This is a genomic window from Enterocloster sp. OA13 (genome assembly GCF_022440595.1).
Lineage (GTDB): Bacteria > Bacillota > Clostridia > Lachnospirales > Lachnospiraceae > Enterocloster > Enterocloster hominis.
The window spans coordinates 2,108,119-2,131,465 of the sequence record NZ_JAKNTF010000001.1 but is presented as its reverse complement, the minus strand read 5'-3'; the positions used below and the strand labels follow the sequence as shown (position 1 = coordinate 2,131,465).

Annotated in this window: 17 protein-coding genes; 2 read left to right on the top strand and 15 right to left on the bottom strand. The window is 48.7% G+C overall.

Annotated elements, in window-relative coordinates; genetic code table 11:
- Nucleotides 1-2: 2 nt before the first annotated feature.
- Nucleotides 3-1,055 (bottom strand): tyrosine-type recombinase/integrase, encoded by a 1,053-nt coding sequence (locus MCJ35_RS09405; RefSeq protein ID WP_025487325.1) that lies wholly within the window; start codon nt 1,053-1,055, stop codon nt 3-5.
- Nucleotides 1,056-1,068: 13 nt separating this feature from the next.
- Complete coding sequence (locus MCJ35_RS09400) at nt 1,069-3,783, bottom strand: sensor domain-containing phosphodiesterase (protein WP_240299454.1); 2,715 nt, start codon at nt 3,781-3,783, stop codon at nt 1,069-1,071.
- Between the two features lie 247 nt (nt 3,784-4,030).
- Here MCJ35_RS09400 and MCJ35_RS09395 point away from each other — a divergent pair, with 247 nt between their 5' ends.
- Together MCJ35_RS09395 and MCJ35_RS09390 are read left to right on the top strand one after the other, a co-directional pair.
- Entirely contained in the window at nt 4,031-5,038 is a 1,008-nt protein-coding gene (locus MCJ35_RS09395) for a hypothetical protein (RefSeq protein WP_025487326.1), read from the top strand.
- Between the two features lie 114 nt (nt 5,039-5,152).
- Nucleotides 5,153-6,400 carry a hypothetical protein gene (locus MCJ35_RS09390; protein WP_025487327.1) on the top strand — a complete coding sequence of 416 codons (1,248 nt, stop codon included), beginning with the start codon at nt 5,153-5,155 and terminating at the stop codon, nt 6,398-6,400.
- Nucleotides 6,401-6,974: 574 nt separating this feature from the next.
- Here the strand turns inward: MCJ35_RS09390 and MCJ35_RS09385 are convergent.
- The 13 genes from MCJ35_RS09385 to MCJ35_RS09325 form a co-directional block, all read right to left on the bottom strand.
- Nucleotides 6,975-7,583: a DinB family protein gene (locus MCJ35_RS09385; protein ID WP_025487328.1), complete on the bottom strand. Its 609-nt coding sequence runs from the start codon at nt 7,581-7,583 to the stop codon at nt 6,975-6,977.
- Nucleotide 7,584: 1 nt separating this feature from the next.
- Entirely contained in the window at nt 7,585-8,094 is a 510-nt protein-coding gene (locus MCJ35_RS09380; protein ID WP_025487329.1) for a VanZ family protein, read from the bottom strand.
- A 46-nt stretch (nt 8,095-8,140) separates the two neighbouring features.
- Nucleotides 8,141-8,767 (bottom strand): DUF4317 family protein, encoded by a 627-nt coding sequence (locus tag MCJ35_RS09375; RefSeq protein ID WP_025487330.1) that lies wholly within the window; start codon nt 8,765-8,767, stop codon nt 8,141-8,143.
- Nucleotides 8,768-8,893: 126 nt separating this feature from the next.
- The gene (locus MCJ35_RS09370; protein WP_025487331.1) at nt 8,894-11,143 is read right to left on the bottom strand and encodes an FtsX-like permease family protein; all 2,250 of its coding nucleotides are present in this window, start codon (nt 11,141-11,143) and stop codon (nt 8,894-8,896) included.
- A gap of 4 nt (nt 11,144-11,147) precedes the next feature.
- Nucleotides 11,148-11,828, bottom strand: coding sequence for an ABC transporter ATP-binding protein (locus tag MCJ35_RS09365; protein ID WP_025487332.1), 681 nt, complete (start codon nt 11,826-11,828; stop codon nt 11,148-11,150).
- 63 nt (nt 11,829-11,891) lie between these two features.
- Nucleotides 11,892-13,076 (bottom strand): sensor histidine kinase, encoded by a 1,185-nt coding sequence (locus MCJ35_RS09360; RefSeq protein WP_240299453.1) that lies wholly within the window; start codon nt 13,074-13,076, stop codon nt 11,892-11,894.
- The gene (locus MCJ35_RS09355) at nt 13,073-13,744 is read right to left on the bottom strand and encodes a response regulator transcription factor (protein ID WP_025487333.1); all 672 of its coding nucleotides are present in this window, start codon (nt 13,742-13,744) and stop codon (nt 13,073-13,075) included. Before MCJ35_RS09355 ends, MCJ35_RS09360 begins: the two co-directional genes overlap by 4 nt.
- A 177-nt stretch (nt 13,745-13,921) precedes the next feature.
- Complete coding sequence (gene glnA / locus MCJ35_RS09350) at nt 13,922-15,349, bottom strand: type I glutamate--ammonia ligase (RefSeq protein ID WP_025487334.1); 1,428 nt, start codon at nt 15,347-15,349, stop codon at nt 13,922-13,924.
- 78 nt (nt 15,350-15,427) lie between these two features.
- Nucleotides 15,428-16,000: a hypothetical protein gene (locus MCJ35_RS09345; protein WP_025487335.1), complete on the bottom strand. Its 573-nt coding sequence runs from the start codon at nt 15,998-16,000 to the stop codon at nt 15,428-15,430.
- 255 nt (nt 16,001-16,255) lie between these two features.
- Nucleotides 16,256-16,615 (bottom strand): molecular chaperone Hsp90, encoded by a 360-nt coding sequence (locus tag MCJ35_RS09340; RefSeq protein WP_025487336.1) that lies wholly within the window; start codon nt 16,613-16,615, stop codon nt 16,256-16,258.
- 289 nt (nt 16,616-16,904) lie between these two features.
- Complete coding sequence (locus tag MCJ35_RS09335) at nt 16,905-17,114, bottom strand: hypothetical protein (RefSeq protein ID WP_008725688.1); 210 nt, start codon at nt 17,112-17,114, stop codon at nt 16,905-16,907.
- A 147-nt stretch (nt 17,115-17,261) separates the two neighbouring features.
- Complete coding sequence (locus MCJ35_RS09330; RefSeq protein WP_034578609.1) at nt 17,262-21,116, bottom strand: PAS domain-containing protein; 3,855 nt, start codon at nt 21,114-21,116, stop codon at nt 17,262-17,264.
- A 29-nt stretch (nt 21,117-21,145) separates the two neighbouring features.
- On the bottom strand, nt 21,146-23,212 hold the full coding sequence (locus tag MCJ35_RS09325) for a ribonucleoside triphosphate reductase (protein WP_240299452.1): 2,067 nt from the start codon (nt 23,210-23,212) through the stop codon (nt 21,146-21,148).
- Nucleotides 23,213-23,347 lie beyond the last annotated feature (135 nt).

Here is a 23,347-nt window from a genome sequence, read left to right as displayed (position 1 = left end):
TCCTACTTCTCCCTCAGCCTCACCTTATTCCGTGCACTGCGCCTGCGTTCATCCTCCAGGGCCGCATAATGGCGCTTTGTGGTATTCACATCTGAGTGGCCGAGGACATCCGCCACCAGGTAGATATCCCCGGTCTCACGGTACAGGTTGGTGCCATACGTACTCCGGAGTTTATGGGGGGTAATGGGTTTCAGGGGTGAGACAATCCTGGCATACTTTTTCACCAGGTTCTCCACACTGCGCACCGCCATGCGTCTGCGCTGAAGGGAGAGGAAGAGGGCATCTTTATGGCCCTTTTCCGGGATGATGCGGTCCCGTTCTTCCAGATAGTCCAAAAGTGCATCCTCCACCTCGGTCCCAAAATATACAGTCACTTCTTTTCCGCCTTTGCGGTAAATGCGGATTCCCCCATTCTTAAAGTCTATGTCGGCAATATTAAGCCCCACACATTCAGAGACACGGATTCCCGTGCCAAGCAGAAGGGTAAGCAGCGCCAGGTCACGGACCTTTGTCTTCTGGTGGTAGCTTTTCTGCTTATCCGTTAATTTTTCCCCCTGTTCCACTTCATCTAAAAGAAGGGCTACCTCATCAATATCCAGGCGGATGATTTCCTTTTCATGGAGTTTGGGAAGCTGCACGAGGGCAGCAGGGTTATTTTTAATGCGCTCATTGCGGTAAAAATAATTATAAAAACTTTTCAGGGAGGAAATCTTTCTCATGATTCCCCGTTCTTTATTCATCACTTCCTGCTTTTTGTCATTGAAGCGGTACTTAAGGTATTCCATATATTCCTCAAAATCCGTGACCGACAGCTGGTCCAGATGTTCCAGGGTAATGTCCCTTATCTCCAGCTTGGACAGCACGGGATTCTCCCGGTGCAGGAAATCAAAGAATACGTGAAGGTCATAGGCGTATGCAATCCGGGTCCTGGATGAAGTCCTGGGCTCGATGCCGCGGAAAAAATCACCGCAAAAGGGCGGCAGATCCTTGACCAATCCCCGCAGCTTTAATATATTTTCCCTGTCTATCTGTTCATGGTATGATAAATTACTCATTAAAAGCAATGCCTCACTTGTCAGTTGTTGTGTTCAGATACCGTTCTTCATACTCATCCGTGGAAATAGGCCTGCTGAACAGGAATCCCTGTGCCAGACCCACGCCGCAGGAGCGCAGGGTTGAAAACTGTTCCTCTGTTTCAATTCCTTCAGCCACCATGTCAATTCCCAGTTTGGTACAGATTTCCGAAATGGATTCCACAATCGCCTTTGTCTTGGGATTGACGGAGATATTATCAATCATGCTCTTATCCAGTTTCAGGACATCAAATTCCACCTCTGACAGAAGGGCCAGATTCGCGTACTCGGTACCGAAATCATCAATAGCAACCGTAAATCCCGCCTGGCGCAGCTTTGAAATCAGATGCTTAATATCCAAATCCTCCATGTCATGTACCCTTTCCGTAACTTCAATCTGCATATATCCGGGAGAGATATGGTAGGAACTGCAGATAGCAGTAAGCTGCTCAACAAAGGAGGGCTGCATCAGGGACGCAGTGGAGAAGTTCACGGAAACAGGAAACGCCTGCCTGCCCTCATCAATCCATCCCTTCAGCTTTGCACAGACAAACCGGAATACATAAAAGTCAATGAGACTGATGGACTCGGCTTCCTCCAGAAGCGGAAGAAAATTCCCCGGAAGGACCAGTGTGTCTGACTTGGAGCGATAACGGATAAGGGCCTCGGCGCCCACTGCCGAACGGTCAGAGGAGGAAATCTTAGGCTGCAGATAAACCACAAAATGATTCTGGTCAATTTCCTTCTGTAGCACGGACGGGTCTGCCAGGTGCAGGATTTCGTCGCTGTGATGGCGGTACCGGTGGGAGACAGGATGTGTGCGGTAAAATTCCTTTTTATCTTCATACATCTGAGCATCGGCATTGGCAATGATCTGGCTTAGATTCTCAACCTCTTCCGTCCACTGGGAACCGATGGCCGCCTGATAATGGGGGTCATTCTGGAATTGGGCCTTCAGTTCCCGAAGCTTGCTGTGAAAAACATCCTTTTTCATACAGGGACAGATAATGACAAACTCATCGCCGCCTATCCGGTAAAAATCAGCGCCCGTGAATACTGACTTCATACGTCTGGCACATTCCACCAGAACCTTATCGCCATATTCATGTCCGTACTGGTCATTGATATCCTTTAGGCCGTTTACATCCAGATAGGCAATACCTACCGGTTTGCCTGTATGGGCCAGAGCGTTTGTGTCTTCTATGTAACGGTTCCTGTTATAAAAGGAGGTAAGCGTATCAAAATAACTCATGTGTGACAGCTGCCTCTGGCTTTCCGCATGGCGGCGGGCCAGAAGAAGGAAATAACACAGTGTCTGAAGCAGCGGGGCGATATTCATGATCCGGTCCGGAGGAGGATTGTCAACACCCAGATATCCAAGCAGTTTTCCATCCTCCTCCAAAGGGGCTGCCACAAGACTGGATATGGACTGGCCGTGCAGTACCTCATATTCATCTGGTTCTGACTCCTTAATCTGCTCCAAATCCTTTATGATGATACATTCCTTCCGGTTGAAATAGGTAATCCACCTCTCAATCAGTGAAAGCGGCAGCTCCTGCAGATAATCTTTCTGAGGTGATATCCCATCCGCACACCACTCATAATCATTGTACATCAGGCCATCCCTGATGTATATGATATAGGTACGGTCCGCTGAAAGGAAGCTTCCGAACAGACGCAGTACCTGTGTTGTGGTTTCCACGATATCATTCTGCTGGTATAAAGCGCTGATACAGTTGGTTACCATTTTTTCAGCATCCAATGTGAACTTCAGCTGCTGCTTTTCCTTTTCAGACTCAGTGGTATCAAATGCGATTTCCATTCTGGCCGGCCGGTTTTCCCATTCAATCAGGCGGTCCTTCAGGATGTAATGACGTCTGGTCAAAGGATTGGTAAATTCCCATGTATAATTCTCGCCTTCCCTCAGAAGATGGGTGGTGCAGAATTCACAGGGCGCATCCTTTCCCTGAAGCACCCGGTAGCATTTCTTTCCCTCCAGTGAATCCACGCGGAAGGTTTCCATGCCTGTCTTATTAAGGAACAACAGATCATAGTTCTCAACATCTGAAATATAGATGAGTTCCGAGATATCATTCATAGGTCCCCGCAGGCCTTCTGCCATACGGGACAGGTGTTCCTTCCTTTTCCTGTTTTCTTCTTCCGCTTCCTGAAGTCCCTTCTGGCGTTTGGCCTGATTCGCGCTATATATGTATAACAAAATCATGAGCAGGACAAAGGCACAGTTCAGGATGAACATGCTCTTTTCTGCAGAACGTACACTTTTTTCAGAAAACATTTCCGCTGTAACCACGGTCTGGTCCGCCAATCCGAAAAACGCTTCACTGTCCTCGAAAAGGGTATCCGTATCCCCGCCTGCACGTACAAGGTAAATTTCCTCTTTCAGCTGTTCCCAGTCATCGCGCATCCTGACAATCAGCTCCTGGAACTCATCACTGTCCAGACGCGTAAGTCCGTGCTCCCCATGCCCGGTCTGCAGTTCCTCCAGGATACCTTCTATCTGCCCAATCAGCGCATCATTGGGCGAATGGTTTAATTCCTGTTTTATCAGACGCTGTGTGGCTCCACGGACCACACCGGCATAGTTTATGACCTTGGCATTCCCCTGCAGGTTATGGATGAAGAAGAGTGAGACCAGGCTTGAAACAAGAAGGGCCGCGGTCAATATGATTGGAAATATTTTCTTTTGCATGTGTACCTCCAGATTAAAATATAGCTAATAATCCATTCTTATAATCATAACAAATTGGGAGATAAAGTCAATAAGAACCCAAAACATTCTGCCGCAAAGCAGATATGTGAGAGAAATCAGTGTTGGTATAATTCATTATATTGTAAAAAAATAGTAAAACACTATTGACAGAGGGTATGTATAATGGGTATAACATGACAAGCTACAGATGAAGTGGCGAAGATACATGAAATGAGGGAGGAACGATATGAAAGAAAGAATCTGCTTATACCTGACGGCATTTTTTATGGTCATGGGGTTGTCGGCATGCGCGGAAGGGACAGATGGGGCAGCCGCAGATACCGGGGAGATGACAGGAACTGTGGTAACAGAAACTGCGGCAACAGGAACTGCGGTAGAACGCAATTATGATGAATCTAAATTGGCGGGTATGGAGATGGGCAATACACAGACAGTGGCAGCTAAAGAGGATTGGAGGACAAGGGAACCTCAGGAGTCAGCAGGACAGGATGAGGATTTACAGGCCTATCGGGATTTTATGGCTAAATACCATATGAATGGCATCAACAGTACATTGCTGGCTGACCTAACCGGGGACGGCCGAGACGAACTTATCGTGGTCAGCAGTCAGGTCATGGATGGAGATGGTAAGCCACTGGACGAAGATTCGGAGATAGCAAAGGAGGCGAGAAAACATGATGAAGACTTGGGGCAGACAAGGTTTGAAATTCGTAATACAGTGACTGAGCACCCGTCTGTTTCCTCCTACCCCAGTATTGGATATACCGGTTTCAATTTTATGATTGAAATCAACGTTTATACCAGGCGTGAGGAAACAGATACAATTGAATGTCTATATGAATCCTGGGCCGCCTATCCCCATCCAGGCTGGAACTGGCTTTATCTGTACCATGAGAATGGCAGGGACTACCTGATGCAGTTTTCACCAATAATGTGGCAGGGCAGGGGCAGCTATATATATAAGATATTTTCCCTGTCAGACACAGGGGAAGAGCGTACATATCGGTGCGGGGAGGAAAACTATGGAACGGTTGATGTTGATGAGGAGCAGCAGAAACCGTTGTGGGAACGGATGCATCTGTTCCTGAACCAGGTAGATACATACCGCATGAACAGTATTCCATTGGTGGAAATCGGTAACGATTATTTCGGTGGGGAATACGACTCCCTCAATGGCCGGGATTACAATTATATGATTATGTGTGATGAGTTGGGGTATGACACCAATGAGTAGGCTCAAAAGGAATCGGGCAGGAACACCTTAATGAAAACCTGTTAATTTTATGAACCCTATGCTATAATTAGGACATTGACTATTATTCAGGAAAGATTAAAGGGGAATTGGGGTATGGAAAAGACGGATCAGCAGATTTACGAGGAGTTTGCTTCCCAGCTCTGCCAGTGGGGAGAAAATGGGACCGCGCCTGTGACGGGAAACCAGGATATCAGTTACGGCCTGGAGCTTCAGAAAAAACGCCTGCAAAAGCATCACACCAAAATGGAGTTCCGGCTGACGAAACGGCAGGTCCGGCAAGGAACGGCTGCCACAGCTGTTTTTTCCGATACGCGCTATACCAACAAGCTGGTCTGGAATGCGTTTCACAGAGAAACGGATTATTATAGGGATGGAAAAAAATGTCTGACCGTCGGGGATGATGAACAGCTCTATACCGTCATAACCTGGCTCAACAATCAGGAAGATATCCAGACATCTTATGTCTGCCCCAACTGCGGAGCAATCAGCGCCGTAGGTGTCCTGCTGGAGGGATGTCCTTACTGCCACACCCGTTTTTTTATGTCAGACCTGTTTCCGAAGGTCACAAACTATTATTTTCTTCCGGATTACGGGATGGGAGAGCAGGAAGCCAGGAACCGTGTCGGTAAATGGATGGCGGCAGGAGGGGCAATCAGCTTTTTGCTCCGTCTGCCGGGGTTGGTCTTGGACATGATTCATGGGGAAAATCTGTTTCTTCTGCTTATAACCCTGGCCTTCACCGTGGGAGTCGGCGCGGTGTTCGGATATTTCGCGCTGTCCATCCGCCTTCTGGTGCGGGTGTTCGGCGGAGCTTTTAAGATGGCGCCCAGAGCTGCAGGCCAGATATCGGCCAAGAAACGTCTGACGGATTTTATGAAGCAGTTTGATCCGGGATTTACATTTGAATATTTCTTCGGTAAGGTACAGGGATTGCTGAAAATTCTCATTTTTACCGATGACAGGAGCAGGCTCGCCGTGTATGACGGCCCGGAATTTGACGGCAGCGGGCTTGATAATATTGTGGATGCCCAGTTTGACGGCGCCGTCAGCCTGAACGGCAGCCGTATCGAAGGGGAATACTGCCATCTGGACCTGAATGTGTATATGACAGACGTGTACTGCCAGGGCGGCGGATTAAAGCGGACATCCGATTGCTTTCAGGTGGGGTTATGCCGGAATATCAGCCGCCCCCAGGACTACGGTTTTTCTGTCAAAAAGGTGAGCTGTAGGAACTGCGGCGCCAGCTTCGATGCCACCAAAGAGCGGTTCTGCCCTTTCTGCAGGACTCGCTATGAACTGCGCGAGGATGACTGGGTGATTACGTTTATCCGAAAGCGGTAGAGGACGGAACGGAATGGAGTGAATGGAACGAAAATGAGCGGAACTGAATAAAGGAGTAAGAAATACAGGGAAATGAACATACAAGAAATTGTTTCCATACACCTTTTTCGCGTTAACTATTACGTTAACTATTCGTTAAAGTTCCATATTGCAAATAATTGACGGCCCAGGAATGACTATGAGTCGGTTTAACGAATAGTTTTCAATCTACAAATTACAAGTATTATAGGATACCATCTAAAACATAAGATTCTGTACAATATCAGAGGATTGTATCAGTTGCCATTCGTAATCATCCAGAAGTTCCTGTAGCGCAGTAACATCTAACCAGCGTCAGAAGAGGACGCAACGGACATACAGACACCACCTTTATTCAATTTTTTTCATAATGGATTCAATACAGATATCTGATAGATAACATAGATTTTCCACTAACTATTCGTTAAAGTGTTGTTTCGCGAATAGTTAAAGACATACCCTATTTATGCCCAAGCACCTTAAACCATTTTCCGATACACATGGTTTTTACCATATCATTTATGAAATCTGGCGCTACGCACAGCGAAAGCACTTCTTATTGTCGCGGATATGCTGTTTCCACTTGCTTTTCCCAAAAGTCAAGAAGCCACAATGACTCTTCCTGGTCCGTCACACCGCCGGACTGTTTAACAGCCTCAAGTCCTTGGGCAGAAACCCTGCGCTTCATATCGTCTGCAGAAAGCGACTTTACAATATCCTGTGTCCTTTGTCCAACCGCATTCCGGTATGCAATGAGTTCTTTCATGTCCAGCCCGGCACTTAATTCCATGATTTCATCATCTGACAAAGCATTACCTGTGTCTGAAATGTGGACGTTCAGCTGTCTTTTCCATCTGCTGTCAAACACCTGCCCTCCCCCGTCAACAAGAATTCCCATGGTCAGATCTTCAATTCTTGCAATATGCCATAATACCCATGCAATTGTTTCATCTTTCGAGGTTGGCATGATACGGTATTCGCTGGGCATAAGGTCACCAAGCAGACTATCGGTTTCATTCTGTTCTGCCCCTGTCATTGATGATACATGCAGCTTGGAATGCAGTTCAAAAAACAGTGTCTTTGCCTCCTCAAATTTATCCGCTTTGCGGATAATTGTATTCAACTCTTTGTGCAGTTCACTTAATCCATTACCAAAGTATTTCATCCTAACCCCCATTCTGATCCGCTGACGCTTGCGGTACTTCCCGTTTCCGTCCCAGACGGCATTGGTAATGCCGATACAGCCGTACCACTGCCGCCCCTAATCCAGCCCCCATTGTATTTAATACCAAATCATCCAGTTCTGACACGCCCGTCCCAAATATATACTGCAGTGTTTCAATGATAAAGGATAGTAATAACCCGCATAATGCCGCACTCCAGATTCCCTTCACCTTACCGGATAACAGAAGCATGCTCCCAAATGGAACAAACCAGATAATATTGCCCACAAACAGGTACAGGAACAGAAACCATCTTCCCTGCCTGATGAAAGGAATATAGTCCTGAAACAAGGACAGGTTGATTGTTCCGTTCTTCATGACATGAAACAGGCTGAAGTTTGAACGGAAAACAGTAATGCGGAACAATACAACCATATAAACCAGGAAAAATGCACACAGATATTTATCTTTTGTCTTTTTCTTAATTGCTTTCTTCCCCTTATTTGCCAGCATCCCTCTTCTCCTCTGCCCTCCAACCATCTTCCATTAACCCCGGACATCAACCCATCAACCCCAGCACCTCTAATATTTCATCATGCGGCCGTCCGGTATCTGCCTGGAATACCGCAATGTGGTTCAAATCCCCGCTCCTGTCCGTAAAGGCCGGGAATAAAAATCCGCACTCCGGCTTCCCCGGCTCATACTCCCCTGTCAATGGGCAGATGGCGCAAATCATGTATTCAAACACTTCTTCTGATTCCCAGAGTCTTTCATTATCAGAAGCTTTTGCCGGGATATCATACCGGTCATGGAAAACAAGGATGGTATAATCTGAAGATGTACGGTATTTTTCCATAACAACATCATAGAAAGTGTCCATCAAGGCATCGTTTTTCAGACCGCATTCGTTCATTGCCATCAGCAGCTGCCACATGCTGCCTGGTTTGCGCATACTCTGGGTAAATTCATATTTCTTCAGGTTTACATTCGTTGGTGAAAAAGGGATTTCCTTTGCAAGCTTCAGTTTCTTTGTCCGCTCTGCTGCCGACAGCTTTAGGAAATTCGTATTGAAGCTCCCGTCAAAATCACCATCCCTGTCCACATAGCATCCTGCTATCCTTGTAAAGGAGGTCCGTGAAAGCGTCATCCGTCTTGTCAGTTCCAGCATATCTTCTCTGTTTATCATTGCCAGTCATTACCTCTCTGTCATTTCTCTATATTTCTCTGTTATTCATGGGCATATGGGTAAAGGAGGACAGGTCCATTGCCCCCTGTCACTATACCATAAAATTCCAAAACATGAAACCGGAAATCACTCCAGCGTATCATCCCGCAGGGCATCGGACAGATTGCACCGCAGCACCTTTCTCCCACCAAGATAATAGGCCAGTGCAACAAAACCAAAGATGGACAGACAGAAAACAAGGATTGGTATGATTGGTGCTTCAGCCATGAATTCCATTGGGTCTAAATAGCTGGCCTTTATCATGTATCCCATCACTGCCACAGCAATCGGCAGGGTAATGAGTACCGGGCGTCCTGCAATCACCAATGCTTCGATGCAGAACAGCCTGCGTATTCCTGACGGCGTCATGCCTATGGACATATACCGGGCGAATTCCCGTCTTCTCTGGCGCAGGAAGCCCAAGGTATTGGAAAACACATTGGCGATTCCAATCAGCGCAAGGATGGAACAAAGGCCGCCAAGAATCAGCTGATATCCGAAAATCATATAATCATTGGTGATTTTCTCCTGGATACGGTTTTCAATCCCAATCCCATACTTATTGCCAAGCAGTTCCAATACATCGCCCTCCAGCGCATCCATATCAGCCAGGGATGCCCCCTTTGCAGCCAGTATCCGTATACTGGTATCCTGCCTCACTTCCCCTATTTTCCCGGATATCTCCCCCCACAAAGACAATGGGACAAACTGCACAAATGCATGACCGTCATACTCCTCCCTTAAAACAGGAACTTCCTGCGTATAGGCAATGACCGGGATTTCCACGGTTGTATTTTTCCCGTTTCCTTCCCGTGTCCTTCCTGTTCCATCCCCTGTCTCCCCGGCTTCCTGCAGAACAACCGTCCCAAGGCGTTCATCCACATACGGAATATATCTGGGATATCGGAAATTGCTGTTCAGGCTGTCCCATATACGGTTCAGGACAATGGCTCCGTCAAGCCGTGGTGATGCTCCAATCCGCCTGCAGTATTCCATGAAGCTGTCATCATCCAGCACAACTACAGGCGCCTGCACCAGCCATGCATCATCCGCTTTCACAGCCAAAGGACCCGCAACCATGCCGATTCCCCCAAGGGCGGCCAGTTCCCGGCTTTGCCCTGTTTCAGGGATGCGGGCCGCAGCCTCCAGCCTCTGGTACACGGCCAGGTTCCTTACACGGTCCAGCCCCTGCAGCTCCTTCCATTCCTGCGTCATCCTGAAATCTTCTATGTCCGTATCTTCCACAGTGGCCATGACATCCCACACTGACTGATACTTTTCAAAATAAGTATATCCTGTGCTGATGCCTGAAAGGGTAAAAAAGCACAAGGTCAGCGTAAAACCCAGCAATGAAAGGGTCAGGGACAGCGTAGAGGTATACATTACCTTCCTCCTGGCCTTTATTGAATTCCCGGCCAGTTCGCCTTCAATCCCAAACAGGAACTGCAGGATATGGGAATGTTTTTTCTTTTTTAGTTTCCACTCACCAGTATTGCGGATGGCTTCCAATGGTGTCATTCTGCTCAGTTTTCCTGCCGGAAGCCATGCAGAACACAGTACGGTAAGAAAGGAGGACAGGATTGTGACCCCGAAAACCATGGGATGGTACCTGAAACCAGCTTCATGCCTGCCTGGAATATCTGCCGCTATCAGTTCAATTGCCTGGGTCACGCCAAAGCTGAGGGCGATTCCCAAAATGCTGCCAAAAAGAATGGGGGCCAGGCTGAGCACCACCGCCTCCTGTATCAGGCAGGTCCGTATCTGTCCTGGCGAGGCCCCCACACTGGAAAATATACCAAGCTGGTGTATCCGCGCATTCATGGACATTGCAAATGAATTGCGGATGATCAGAATCAGGGAAAAGGAAACAATCAACAGGATGACCAGGTAAAATGTCATTAGAAGCGGCGGTGATTCATCCTTTGGGTCATGAATCAGGTATCTGGATAAAAGCAGCAGATTGTAGGATACCGCATCCTCCTCAACCTCCAGCCTGTCTGCAATCAGGGGCATGTCCTGGAAAATGCTTCTGGCGTCCTCAAAATAAATATCAATAACGGTTTCCTGTCCATTGGACAAGTCCTTATTGACCACGGCTTTTTTCACATTACCAAAGCTCTGTATCATCGTCAAATCGTCCGCATCCATGATACCCGTAATACGCCCCTGCCAGTCCCCTTCCTCCAAAACAATCCCTTCTACCTCATACACCCAGAAACCATAAAACAGACTGCACAGAAAAGAAAGGAATAAGGCCGATATAAAGGCTGCCACAATGATGGATATGCTGGAAGCCCGGTTTTTCTTAATATAACTGATTGAATAATCCCTCCACATATCCTTACCCCCGCTTCCGGTCGCTTATGATACGTCCGTCCTCTATGGTTATGACACGGCTGGCTTCCAGAGCAATGGCCTCATCATGGGTTATGAGCAGAATGGTCTGGTTTAAGCTTTGGTTGGATAATTTCAGCATATCAATGATTTCCCTGGAATTCTTCCGGTCCAGGTTGCCTGTTGGCTCATCGGCCAGAAGCAGGGCCGGACGGTAAATCAGGGACCGGGCAATGGCGGACCTCTGCTGCTGCCCTCCTGATAACTGGCCCGGCAGGGCTTCCAGTTTATCAGAAATGCCCAATGATTTTACAATATGGTCAAAATATTCCTGGTTTGGCTTCTTTTTATCCAGCAGAAGCGGCATCAGGATATTCTGCCGGACCGTCAGGGTCGGAATCAGATTATAGAACTGGTAGACCAGTCCCACCTTCCTGCGCCGGAAGATGGCTGACTGGGTGGGATTCAGGGCAGCAATATCCCTGCCCTCTATGAGGACCCTCCCCTCAGTGGGCTTGTCCACACTTCCAATCACATGCAGCAGTGTGGATTTTCCTGAACCTGACGCTCCCACAATGGCAGTAAATTCCCCCTTTTGGACCGAAAGATTAATCTTATCCAGGGCAATGACCTTGTTATCCCTGGCACCATATACCTTACTTAAATCCTCACATTTTAAAATTTCCAAGCTTTCTGCTCCTTTCCCTGTTATATTAACTTTGCTTTCATTATAACAGGCCAAAGTGACTGCTTAGTGACTGTAAAACCGGATTTCAAAGGTTCCGCCTCTGCCTGGTTGATTGACGGCCCGGATTGTGCCATTCTGGCGTTCAATGATTTCCCTGGAAAGGGAGAGGCCGATGCCAGTTCCATTGTCCGCCGCATTCTTCCCTCTGTAAAACCGTTCAAACAGATGGGGGATATCTTCCTTTTCAAATCCTTTACCTTCATCCCATAGGATGATTTCCGTGAAAAGCGGGTTTTGGGAACAGGCACAATGGACCGTTCCCCCTGGCGGCGTATATTCCGCACAGTTTTTGAAAAGATTCATCAATGCTTCCATGGTCCAGTCCAGGTCAGCCATTATCTCCATTTCCCCCATTTCAGGGATATCAACAGACAGTCCGGCGGCATCGAACACTTCCTGTAAATTGTCAGCGGCTAGGCTCACCACAGTATAGACATCCACTGCTTCTGTTTTCAAGGGAAGGGTTCCTGCGTCAAGACGTGACAGGAGAAGCAATGCCTCCTCCAGATGGGTCAGCCGTCCCAGCTGCTTATGCACCTGTGCCAGGTAATCCTGGGATGGATGTATTTCCATCATCTGTGCGCACAGGGAAATGGCCGTTATGGGTGTTTTAATCTGGTGGGCAATGTTGGACAGGTTTTCCGCAAACCCTTTTTTTGCTGTTACGGCAGCCTCCCTCGTCTGATACAGCATGGTAACGGTCTTGTATATCCCATCCTGCAGCTGTGAGAAACCGTCTTCTTTTGTTGTCAGGAGAAGGCCCGGGCTTCCTGTGTCCACTTTTTCAAGGTATTCTGTCAGCTCTTTTATGCGCATGGCCTCCTTTCTGCGCCAGTACCAGAAAACGGTAAAAAGCAGCAGCGCCCCAATGCCAAAGCCCGCCGTTGCAGGAAGGATGCCGTATCCGGATGTGTGTTTCAGAAAGTCAGACTCCCGGTAGCCATATGCCAGAAGCACATTGTCTTCCTCACCCAATGCCGGCTGGTTTTTAATTCTTTTTAAAACAGGAAACAGGGTCTGTTCTAAATCTGGATTTTCTTTAAGGATTCCCTGACACACACTGCCCAGCAGCTGGAACTGTGTCCGGTTATTCAGCCCTGTCATGACTGCGGCTGTAACGGACGATGCCAGCAGGCAGGCTGCCAGCATAACCCCCAGCAGTATTCCCATATTCTTCTGTCCAATCATACGGAGTCCTCCATACGGTAGCCAAAGCTGCGGATAGTCTTAAGGCAGGAGGGCTGGTGCAGCTTCCCGCGCAGGCGCTTGATGGTAACCGTAAGCGTATTGTTATTCACATAATTCCCGTTGCTGTCCCATACCTGTTCTAAAAGCATTTCCCTGGGAACGGTCCTGCCTTTATTCTGCAATAAAACCAGCAGCACCTGATATTCCGGCTGGCTTAAGGTGACTTCCTCATTCCCGCAGAATACCCTCATTCCGCTCGTGTCCAGTGTGATACCGTCACAGGTAAGATACTGCCCAGATACATATCCTGCCCTGCGCAGCAATGCGCAGATACGTGAATACAGGACCTCCAGTTCAAATGGTTTCACCACATAATCATCAGCCCCGTTCCTGAAACCCGATACCATATCATGGGATTCACCGCGTACAGTGAGGAAAATAACAGGAAGCTCCCTCCACCTTAATCGGATCCATCTGCACAGCATGTCCCCCTGTCCATCCGGCATGTTCCAGTCCACCAGCACCATTGCAGGAACCTGGCGTACCATGGCCTGCCTGGCCTCTTCCATTGTTGTAAAAACCGAAACCCGGCAATTGTGCTGCTCAAGATATTCTTTGACCGCATGTGCAATCGCCTTATCATCTTCAATGTGATAAACTTCAATCATTTTGTCCTCTCCGCTGAATCAAGAAAAGAATCCGCCCACTTGGCAAACGCAGGGTTATAAGAAAAGAATCCGCCCACTTGGCAAACGCAGGGTTACAAGACAGCTTGTGCCCCACAGCGCATATACGTTGTGAGGCACGAAGCACCATCCGGTGTGAATCCTATCTGATGTAAATCATCACAGGTCATAATAACGCTGGAACTCTGCCGGATGGGGAATCTGTGACATCTCGCGGCTCTCTTCCCGTTTCTTTTTAAGCCATACTTCAATCAGCCGTTCCGGGAACACCCCGCCCGCGGTCAGATAACCATGGTCTGCCTCCAGGGCATCCAGGGCCTCATCCAGGCTTTTTGGCAGGGACTGGATCTTTGCCTTCTCCTCATCCGGAAGTTCATAGAGATTACAGTCAAAAGGTCCCCACCCATGTTCTGCAGGGTCAATCCTGTTCTTAATCCCGTCAAGGCCGGCCATGAGGATTGCCGCATAAGCATAGTATGGATTGGCTGTTGCATCAGGGTTCCTCAGTTCGAAGCGTTTTGCCTTCGGCGTCTTTGCATAGGCCGGAATCCGGATGACGGCGCTCCGGTTGGATGTGGCATATCCGATGGTTACCGGCGCTTCATATCCAGGCACAAGGCGCTTGAAGGAATTGGTGGACGGGTTGGTAAATGCACACAGGGACGCCACGTGCTTTAACAGGCCGCCTATAAAATAGTGGGCTGTTTTACTCAGTCCGGAATAACCATCCTCGTCATAGAAAACCGGCTCCCCATCCTTCATCAGAAGCATATGGACATGCATTCCATTGCCGGCCTCTTTGTAAATGGGCTTGGGCATGAAGGTACATGTCCTTCCATCCTGGACCGCAGCATTATGGACAACGTATTTGACAATCATGGTCTTATCAGCCATGTCCACCATGTCGCCCAGTTCCACCTCTATCTCCATCTGACCCGAACCGCCCACTTCGTGGTGATGGTACTTCACATCCACACCCCAGTCCTGAAGCATCATGCACATCCTGCTTCTTAAATTATACGCCACATCCTGAGGGGCGGCAATGTGGTATCCCCCTCCGCCAGGGACCTGGAAACCTTTGTTGTCAGCGCTCTCACGTCCGCTGTTCCAGGCAGCCTGCCTGGTATCCACTGAGAATGCCATGCGCTGCGGTTCCACCATAAAGCTCACATTGTCAAACAGATGGAATTCAAATTCCGGCCCAATGAGCATCTGGTCCGCAATCCCCTGTTCCTTCATGTATTCAATGGCTCTTAAGCTTACATTCCTGGGATACTGGTCAAAGGGCTTGTTTTCCTTTCCAATGACACAGACATCCCCGCACATGGTCAGTGTGGGAATCTCTGTAAACGGATCCACCACAGCAGTTTCCGGATTGGGTATGAATACCATATCACTTTTTTCCACTGGGGCATACCCATAATTGGAGCCGTCAAAACCAATGCCCTGTGTAAAAATCCCATCATCAAACCTTTCAACCGGAATGGTGATGTGCCTCCAGCGGCCGCTTAAATCCGTCATCTTGAAATCAATCATCTTGATTCCCTTTTCTTCGCAGATACGTAAAATCCCTGAACTTTTTGACATGTCCTTCCCCTCCAAATCGTTTTTTAAAGCAATTGTGTCCTGCTATGTTGATTTTACCATATCTTCGGAAATTAATCGTCAATTAAATCTGTCTTTATCAACAATTTCTGCATTTTCATAATAGTCCGGGACATCCGGGGCTGTATTGACACGGCCTGTAAAATATGCGCCATATCCATACATCTTCACTCCCATGCGGCGGGCTATGTATTCATAGCCTTCAACCAGGATCCGTATATCCGGATCCGTGCTGTCTGTACCCATCCGCTCCTCAAGCCGGGCCATGGCATGTCCAATGTTTTTTCCTGCATGAAGGTCCGCGTCCATCCACTCTTTCTCAATTATCTGTATCAGTTGTAACTCTTGACCGCCACCGGTCATGGCCAGGAGTCCGGCACCGTAATCATACATCTTTAAACAGATATACTGTATCTTTGATTCAGCACCATCAACAATATCCATTATATCCGGGTCTTCCTCTCCGGTCCCCAGCCGTTTCCCCATACGTACCCGCGCTTCGTATATTTTGTTATACGCCTCCAGGCAGTCAGAACTCTCAGTAAATTCATTTCGCACATGGCGCTCTAATCTCGGATTAGCCCCTGCTATAAAATTCCCATTCATAATCTCAAATATATGTGTCTTATTCATCTTATTCCAACTCTTTCGCAAAGAAATGATGCTTTGTATATACTTGTGCTTCAAACCGGCTGTCGCCCATGTACGTCCTTGTTCATATGCATATATAGCACTTAGTATAGCAAAACATGGCTGAAATATCAATATTATGAATCCTATTCCTGCGCCCATGTCTTTAACCCACCTACCGGATTATGCGGTAAAGAAAAGGCACCAATCATTAATATGACTGATGCCCTATGTAATGTTCCTGTTATTCAGCTGCTTCTATCCGAGGATGCTTTCCTTTTTATTAAGGATTGCCTCTACTGCCGCGCAGGCCGGGCAATCACAATATTTCGCCCCTGCAGCCTTGATTTCCTTGGCATGGGCAGCCACAACCCTGGCGTGGTCCGCTCCAAATACCTGTGCTCCGGCATCCGACTCCGCAAATCCGATTAAACCATCAATCGGCATGATGTCTGCTTCCAGTTCCTTCACATATGTTTTGGTTGCTTCCGCCTCGCCGTCAGTTCCCACCGCTGCCAGCCATGACTCTGCGGCTGCCTTTGTCTCGCTGTTGCAGGATGCTGCGTTTATTAACTCGTTAGTCTTTTCTACAACAAAACTTAATACTTCCTTATCCATAACCAGTACCTTCCTTCTTCTGAATTTTAACTATATATTACCATAATTACCTGACTTTTGCAATTCGACAGCCGGAATTTAAACAATAATTTATGTTTACCGCCCCTATTCCGGCCGCTCCGGTCCATCACGTCTGCCCATATAATCGCATGGACCCTCTTCAAATATTCCAGCTGGAAGGTTTTCCCCACCTATGGTCATATTATAAGAATCACCCCATAACCCGTTATCAGAATCAATACCAGTGTCATGGGGCTGTCTGTTTTTTTCATTGCATAGAATGAAAACCTTAATTATACTTATCGCCTGTCTTATAATCATCCCTTGCCCAGTTGGGGGCATTGATGGGGCCTGCCTTGGCATTCCCGTTTTTTGCCGCGCCCTGAATCTCCGGCACCTGTGCCTGTTCATTTTTCGGATGATTCATCTTGTGATGGTTTTCTGTCCCATGGTTATCCGGGTCATAGGGACTTGGCCGTCTCATACCTGCTTTTGCCATAATGATACCTCCTGTCTGGTGATAGTTTTTGTATCCTGTCAGAAAGTATGCATGATTTCAAGTCCAAGCCATATTTTCCTTTCCCGCTTTATTCCATATTTCCAATCATTTCCTTAATCGTATCCGTATCCTTTAACCCTATGCATCTTAATGTTTTTTCTTTTCCGTATGATTCGCAATGCATTTCCCCAAAAGTTCCATCATAAGTCCTACCTGGATTGGCTTTGACAGGTGCCCGTCCATACCGCTTTCAATGGATTTCTTCGTATCCTCATCAAATGCATTGGCAGTAAGGGCTATTATGGGAATGGTCCTGGAATCCGGCTTTCCCGAAGTACGTATCTGTCTGGCAGCCTCCAGGCCATCCATGACAGGCATGCGGATATCCATCAGTATGGCATCAAATTCCCCTGGCCCACTGCCGCAGAAGCAATCTAGGGCCTCGCGTCCGTCAACGGCGCAGGTTACGGAAAATCCGTTCATTTCAAGGATGCTCTGTGCAATCTCCCGGTTGATTTCGTTGTCCTCTGCCAGCAGGATACGGCGTCCATGGAAATCAGGCAGGGGGACGGCTTCGTCCTGCGGTATATCGGATATGGCTTCCTGGGCATAATCAAAGCCCAGTGTAAAGAAAAATTCAGAGCCTTTTCCTATCTGGCTGCTCACTTCCAGGGTACCGCCCATCATCTGCACCAGGCGGCTGGCAATGGACAGTCCAAGGCCGGTTCCCCCATAGCTGGCCGCTGTTCCTGCCTCCGCCTGTTCGAAGGCGTTAAAGATACGGTCCAGGGCTGACGGTTCTATTCCGATTCCAGTATCGGCAACGGAAAACCTAAGGACTGCCCTGGGCGACTCCTCCAGCTGCTCCACTTTTACCGTGATGCCGCCCTGCTCCGTGAATTTAACCGCATTCCCAATAATGTTGATCAGCACCTGGTTCAGCCGCAGTCCATCTGCAATGAGCAGCCTGGTACTGCTGTATCTGTTCTCAAACCTCATATCCAGGTGCTTTTCCTCTGCCTGTGTACGGAACAGGGCTTCCAGCCCGTCTATCTGCTGCCTAAGGTCCATGGGGCTGGTGCTCAGTTCCATTTTACCGCTCTCAATGCGGGACATATCCAGTATGTCATTAATCAGATTCAGCAGATAGGTGTTGGCTGATTCAATCTTCTCCAGGCAGTCCAGTGTTTTCTCCCTGTCATCCAGGACATTTTTGGCAATGGTGGTCATGCCGCTGATGGCGTTCATGGGTGTCCTTATCTCGTGGCTCATACGGGAAAGGAAATCCGTCTTGGCCTTGCTGACCGCATCTGCTTTGGATTTCATGACAAAGGATGGGACAATCCTGACCAGTTCCTTTAAGAGTTTGCGCTGTTCCTGTGACCACTGATAATCCGGCTCATCCACCTCAAAGCTCATGGAACCCACATACTCCCCATAGTTCCAGATACCTGCATGGAGGCATGATGCAATCCGTGAGATTCCGTCCCGGACATTATGGTCAGCCAGGCCATCCTCATCATACATATTGGAGCAGATATCAAAATCCTCCTTGGAGGCATAGAAATCCTGTCCCAGCTGAAGGTCCGCCCGGTTGCGCGCCCACTGATAGGAAAAGCGGTAGGACAGATAGGCCTGGCTGGCTTCAATAATGGATACCCGGTCCAGGCAGTACTTCTTGCCGATTCTGGAAAGCAGCAGGAACACAGCGTCATCCAGGTTTTTGGACTTGCCGAGAAGGTCCAGCGCAAAGGATACCAGGTCGTCATCCAGATGTGATGTCTCCATCTCGATTGCATTGAGAGGATGCTCTTCCGTATAGAGCTGTGTCAGGAACACTCCCAGTTCATTGGAAGTGTCCAGATAACAGGCCGCCCGGCCTTTTCCATTCTCCTTAACGTATTTGAGCGTGCTCTCCGCACAGCGGTAAAGGGCATTATATTCCTCTGTCACCTCGGTGCTGCACATCCCGATGCTGACTGAGACATGTATATCCTTTTCCATATTCACAAAAACATTCTGTACCTGGCCTGCAATCCTGGGACCTATGACCGTTGCCTGTGCCTTGTTGCTGTTTTTCACATAAAGCATGAATTCGTCCCCGCCAAGCCGGACCGGGATACTGTCCTTGCCAGCTTCCGTCCGGAGGATATCAGCGACTTCCTGGAGTACCACATCCCCAAAAATCCTGCCCTCCTTCTGGTTCACGTCCTCAAATCCATCCATGTCCAGAAGCATCAGGACCCCATGTTCCCCCGGTCCCCTGTCCGCCATGCATTCCTGCACCAGACGGATACCGCTTTCCCTGTTATAAAGGCCCGTAAGGCTGTCCCGTGTCCTTGCCTTTACAAGCGCCTCCTCCGCTGTTTTCTGCCGTGTGATGTTTTCCACGATGCCAATGACAAGCCTGGGGGAGCCATCATCATTGCGCAGGATGACAGACAAGGTCTGCCTGCACCAGAACGCCTGGTTGCGCCCCCTGAATTCACAGCTTGCGGTGCGCTCACCATGATGGATGCGCTCATACATCTCATAAAAAGCAGGCCGGAACGGTTCATCCACCCGTTCCATGGCAAAGCTGTAGGGCAGGTTGTCGTAATGTTCCTGGCAGCAATACAGTTCACTGGTCCTGGCCGGCACCATACATTCCCTGGTATCCGGATAGTAATAAAATTCACTGGTTGTAGTATGCTCCAATGCCATATGAAGCACCTTATCGCTGGCCTCCAGCTGGTCTGTGAGACGCTGATTGCGCTGCTCTGCCTTTTTGCTCTCATTAATGTCCAGATACACACTTTGGATGTATGCCTGGTTGCTGCTGTCTGACAGTACCTCGGCGCTGCCGATGATCCAGCATGGACTGCCGTCCTGCCGGCGCAACCGGTATTCATAGCTGGCCTTATCTCCCGGTTTACTAAGCTTTGCAAACACATCCCCAATATAATCCCGGTCCTCTTCTGCAACCAGGTTATCCATCCGCCAGTACTTCCTGGCCCAGAACTCTTCCTCAGTATATCCGAAGATACGGATTGCTTCCCTGTTGGCATTCCTGAACACCACACCCTGGCTGGTTGGATGATACTGCACGATGCCGCAGAGCACGGACTGCAGCAGGTGATTGTACTGGTCTGCCAGCTGTTCCTGTTCCCTGGCCTGCTTTTCCAGGCGTATCCTGGATTCCACTTCCTCGGAAATATCCCTGATAACACTGATACAGACCTCCTGTCCATCCTCAGACCATCCCTTTTTCCCCACATCATTGACCCAAATATAACTGCCGTCCTTTTTCCTCATCCTGTACTGCACCTCGTAGTCAGTGCCTTTCTCAAAGGCCCCTGTCACCAGGTCATCCACCTGTTTCCGGTCATCCGGATGCATGCAGTTAATCACTTTCCCTTCAATTGCCTTCACGAATTCCTCATATGTATATCCCAGATAGGAAAGCATGAAATCATTGACATAATATAAAGGAAAATCCGGTTCCAGATATCCTCCCATCATTCCGCCCGGAATATTCTTTCCCAGGATATCCAGGGCTTTGGCTCCCAGACGGGCCTCCATCTCGGACCGGCTCAGACCGGATGACGGAAAGAAACTGCCTTCCTCCTGCCGGCTGTCAGGGGTGGATGCGTGGATGGATGCAATGCGGCATATACCATCCCTATCCTCGACACAGGCAGCAGACACCCTGAACCACATGGCCGTGCCGGATGGCGTCCCCGGATATACCGTGGCAGTGAGAAGTACCAGGGAGCAATCATCCGTCCCATATGCCTCCTCAACGCTCTCATATTCAATCCTGCAGGATTCCGGAGCTTGGGAAAATTCCGCCTGAAGCGCCTCTTCTGCCTGGCTGCGGCCATACACCATCTCCGACTTCCCGGTTCCCACCCAGTGTATCCCCTCGGTCAGGCACTCAAGCGTATTCCCAATATCCCTCTGGTTCAGATACGCATCAAAAAACCGTTTCACGGTTCTTGCAGCCTCCCCTGACTGTATCATATATGTTACCCCCTTCTGTCCGGGCATGTTCAGATATGGAACATAATCCTGTTTTTAAATTCCTGGGCCTTGCCGTCATTCCAGTCATGCACCGGTCTGTAATATCCGGCAATCCGGCTGTAGATATCCGCGGCAGCCCCACACTTCGGACACACCTCCTGGCTTCCGCGCAGATAGCCGCAGGAAGGACAGATGGAATAGACCGGGGATAAGGTACAGCAGGGGATATCATGTTCCGTGATGATCTTGTGGAGCACATCCCTTGCCCTTCTCCACTCCTCCAGTTCCTGTTCCACATACACATGGAAAACAGTCCCTGTAGTATAAAGAGGCTGCACCGCGTCCTGGTTACCCAGCGCATCATCAAGGGATATGCTGTAATCCGCAGGAAGCTTGGTACTGTTCGTATAGTACGGCGCATCCCCTTCCCTGCCGGCTGTCTTAAGTTCAGGGAACCGTTCCCTGTCAAGCCTTGCAAAACGGAAAGTGGCTGATTCCGCCGGTGTTGCCTCCAATCCATAAAGGGTACCATACTCCAGCTGGTATTCCACCAGTTTTTCACGCATGTGGTTCAGGACAGCCACCGCAAATTGCCTTGTCTGTTCCGCTTCCATGCCTGCCTTCAGCCATGAGGCATTTAATCCGGCCTCATTCATGCCGATGACACCGATGGATGAAAAATGGTGGGAAAAATCATCCAGATAGCAGGCGGTATAGGGGTAAAGCCCTCCCTTTAACAGGTTGCTGATTACCCTCCGTTTAATATCCAGGGAACGCGCGGACAGATCCATCATATAATCCAGGTTCTTATAAAATTCCGTCTCATCCTTTGACTGGTACGCAATCCTTGGAAGGTTGATTGTCACAACGCCGATGGCGCCTGTGTGCTCGCCATATCCAAAGAAGCCGCCGGCCTTTCTGTGCAGCACATGTAAATCCTGGCGGTCATCCCCATAGGTAACCCGGTCTTCCCCCTGTACAGCCCCTCCCCTTACATAGTTGATAAAATACGGGGTTCCATGACGGGATGCCAGCGAGAATAAAAGGCGGTTCTGTTCCGTGTCCGACCAGTCAAAACCCTCAGCCATCCCGTAAGATGGGATTGGATACTGGAACCCCTGTCCATTGGCATCGCCTTCCAGCATGGTTTCCAGGAAGGCACGGTTCACCATGTCCATCTCCTTCTGGCACTCCCCATATGTAAATTCCATCATCTTTCCACCAACAATGGCCTTTTCCCCGGCCATGTCCTTTGGCACCTTAAAATCCATGGAAATGTGTGAAAACGGCGCCTGGGTCCCCCATCTGCTGGGGGTATTCACACCGAACACAAATGCCTCCATGCACTTTTTAACCTTATCATATGACAGGCTGTCCGCCTTCACAAAAGGAGCCAGATATGTATCAAAGGAGGAAAATGACTGGGAGGCCGCCCATTCATTCTGCATGATTCCAAGGAAATTGACCATCTGGTTGCAGAGGGTTGCCAGATGCTTTGCCGGGGAGGCCGTAATCTTCCCTGTGATGCCGCCTAAACCGTCCATCAGAAGCTTTTTTAAGGACCAGCCGCAGCTGTAGCTGGTCAGCATGGACAGATCGTGGATATGGATATCCCCGTTCAGATGCGCATCCGCAATCTCTTTGTCATATATCTCTGTCAGCCAGTAATTGGCTGTCACTGCGCCGGAATTATTAAGTATCAGCCCGCCCACGGAATATGTGATGGTGGAATTTTCCTTTACCCGCCAGTCCTCTACCTTTACATAATTATCCACCACGTCCTTGTAATCCAGGGTGGTCTTTTCAAGGTTCCTGATTTTCTCGCGCTGTTTCCTGTACAGGATATATGCCTTGGCCACATCCGTGTACCCTGATTCCTCCAATACCTTCTCCACACTGTCCTGGATGTCTTCTACCGATATCCGGCCATCCCGCATCTTCCTCTGGAAATCAGAGGTTACCCTTATGGACAGCAGGTCAATGATGTCATCCGTATAGGACTTCCCTGTTGCCTTAAATGCCTTCTTTATGGCTGAAGATATCTTCTCCAGCTGGAACTCCACGGTCTCTCCGTCCCGCTTAACAACTAAAAACATGGCAGTGTCCCTCCCTTGTTAATATTTAGAAGTAATACATCCTCAAAAACATTTTCTTCTATTATATCAAAAACATGTCCGGAAATACAGTTCAGAAACAGTCATTATCCCAGAATTTCCTATTATTTTGCCATC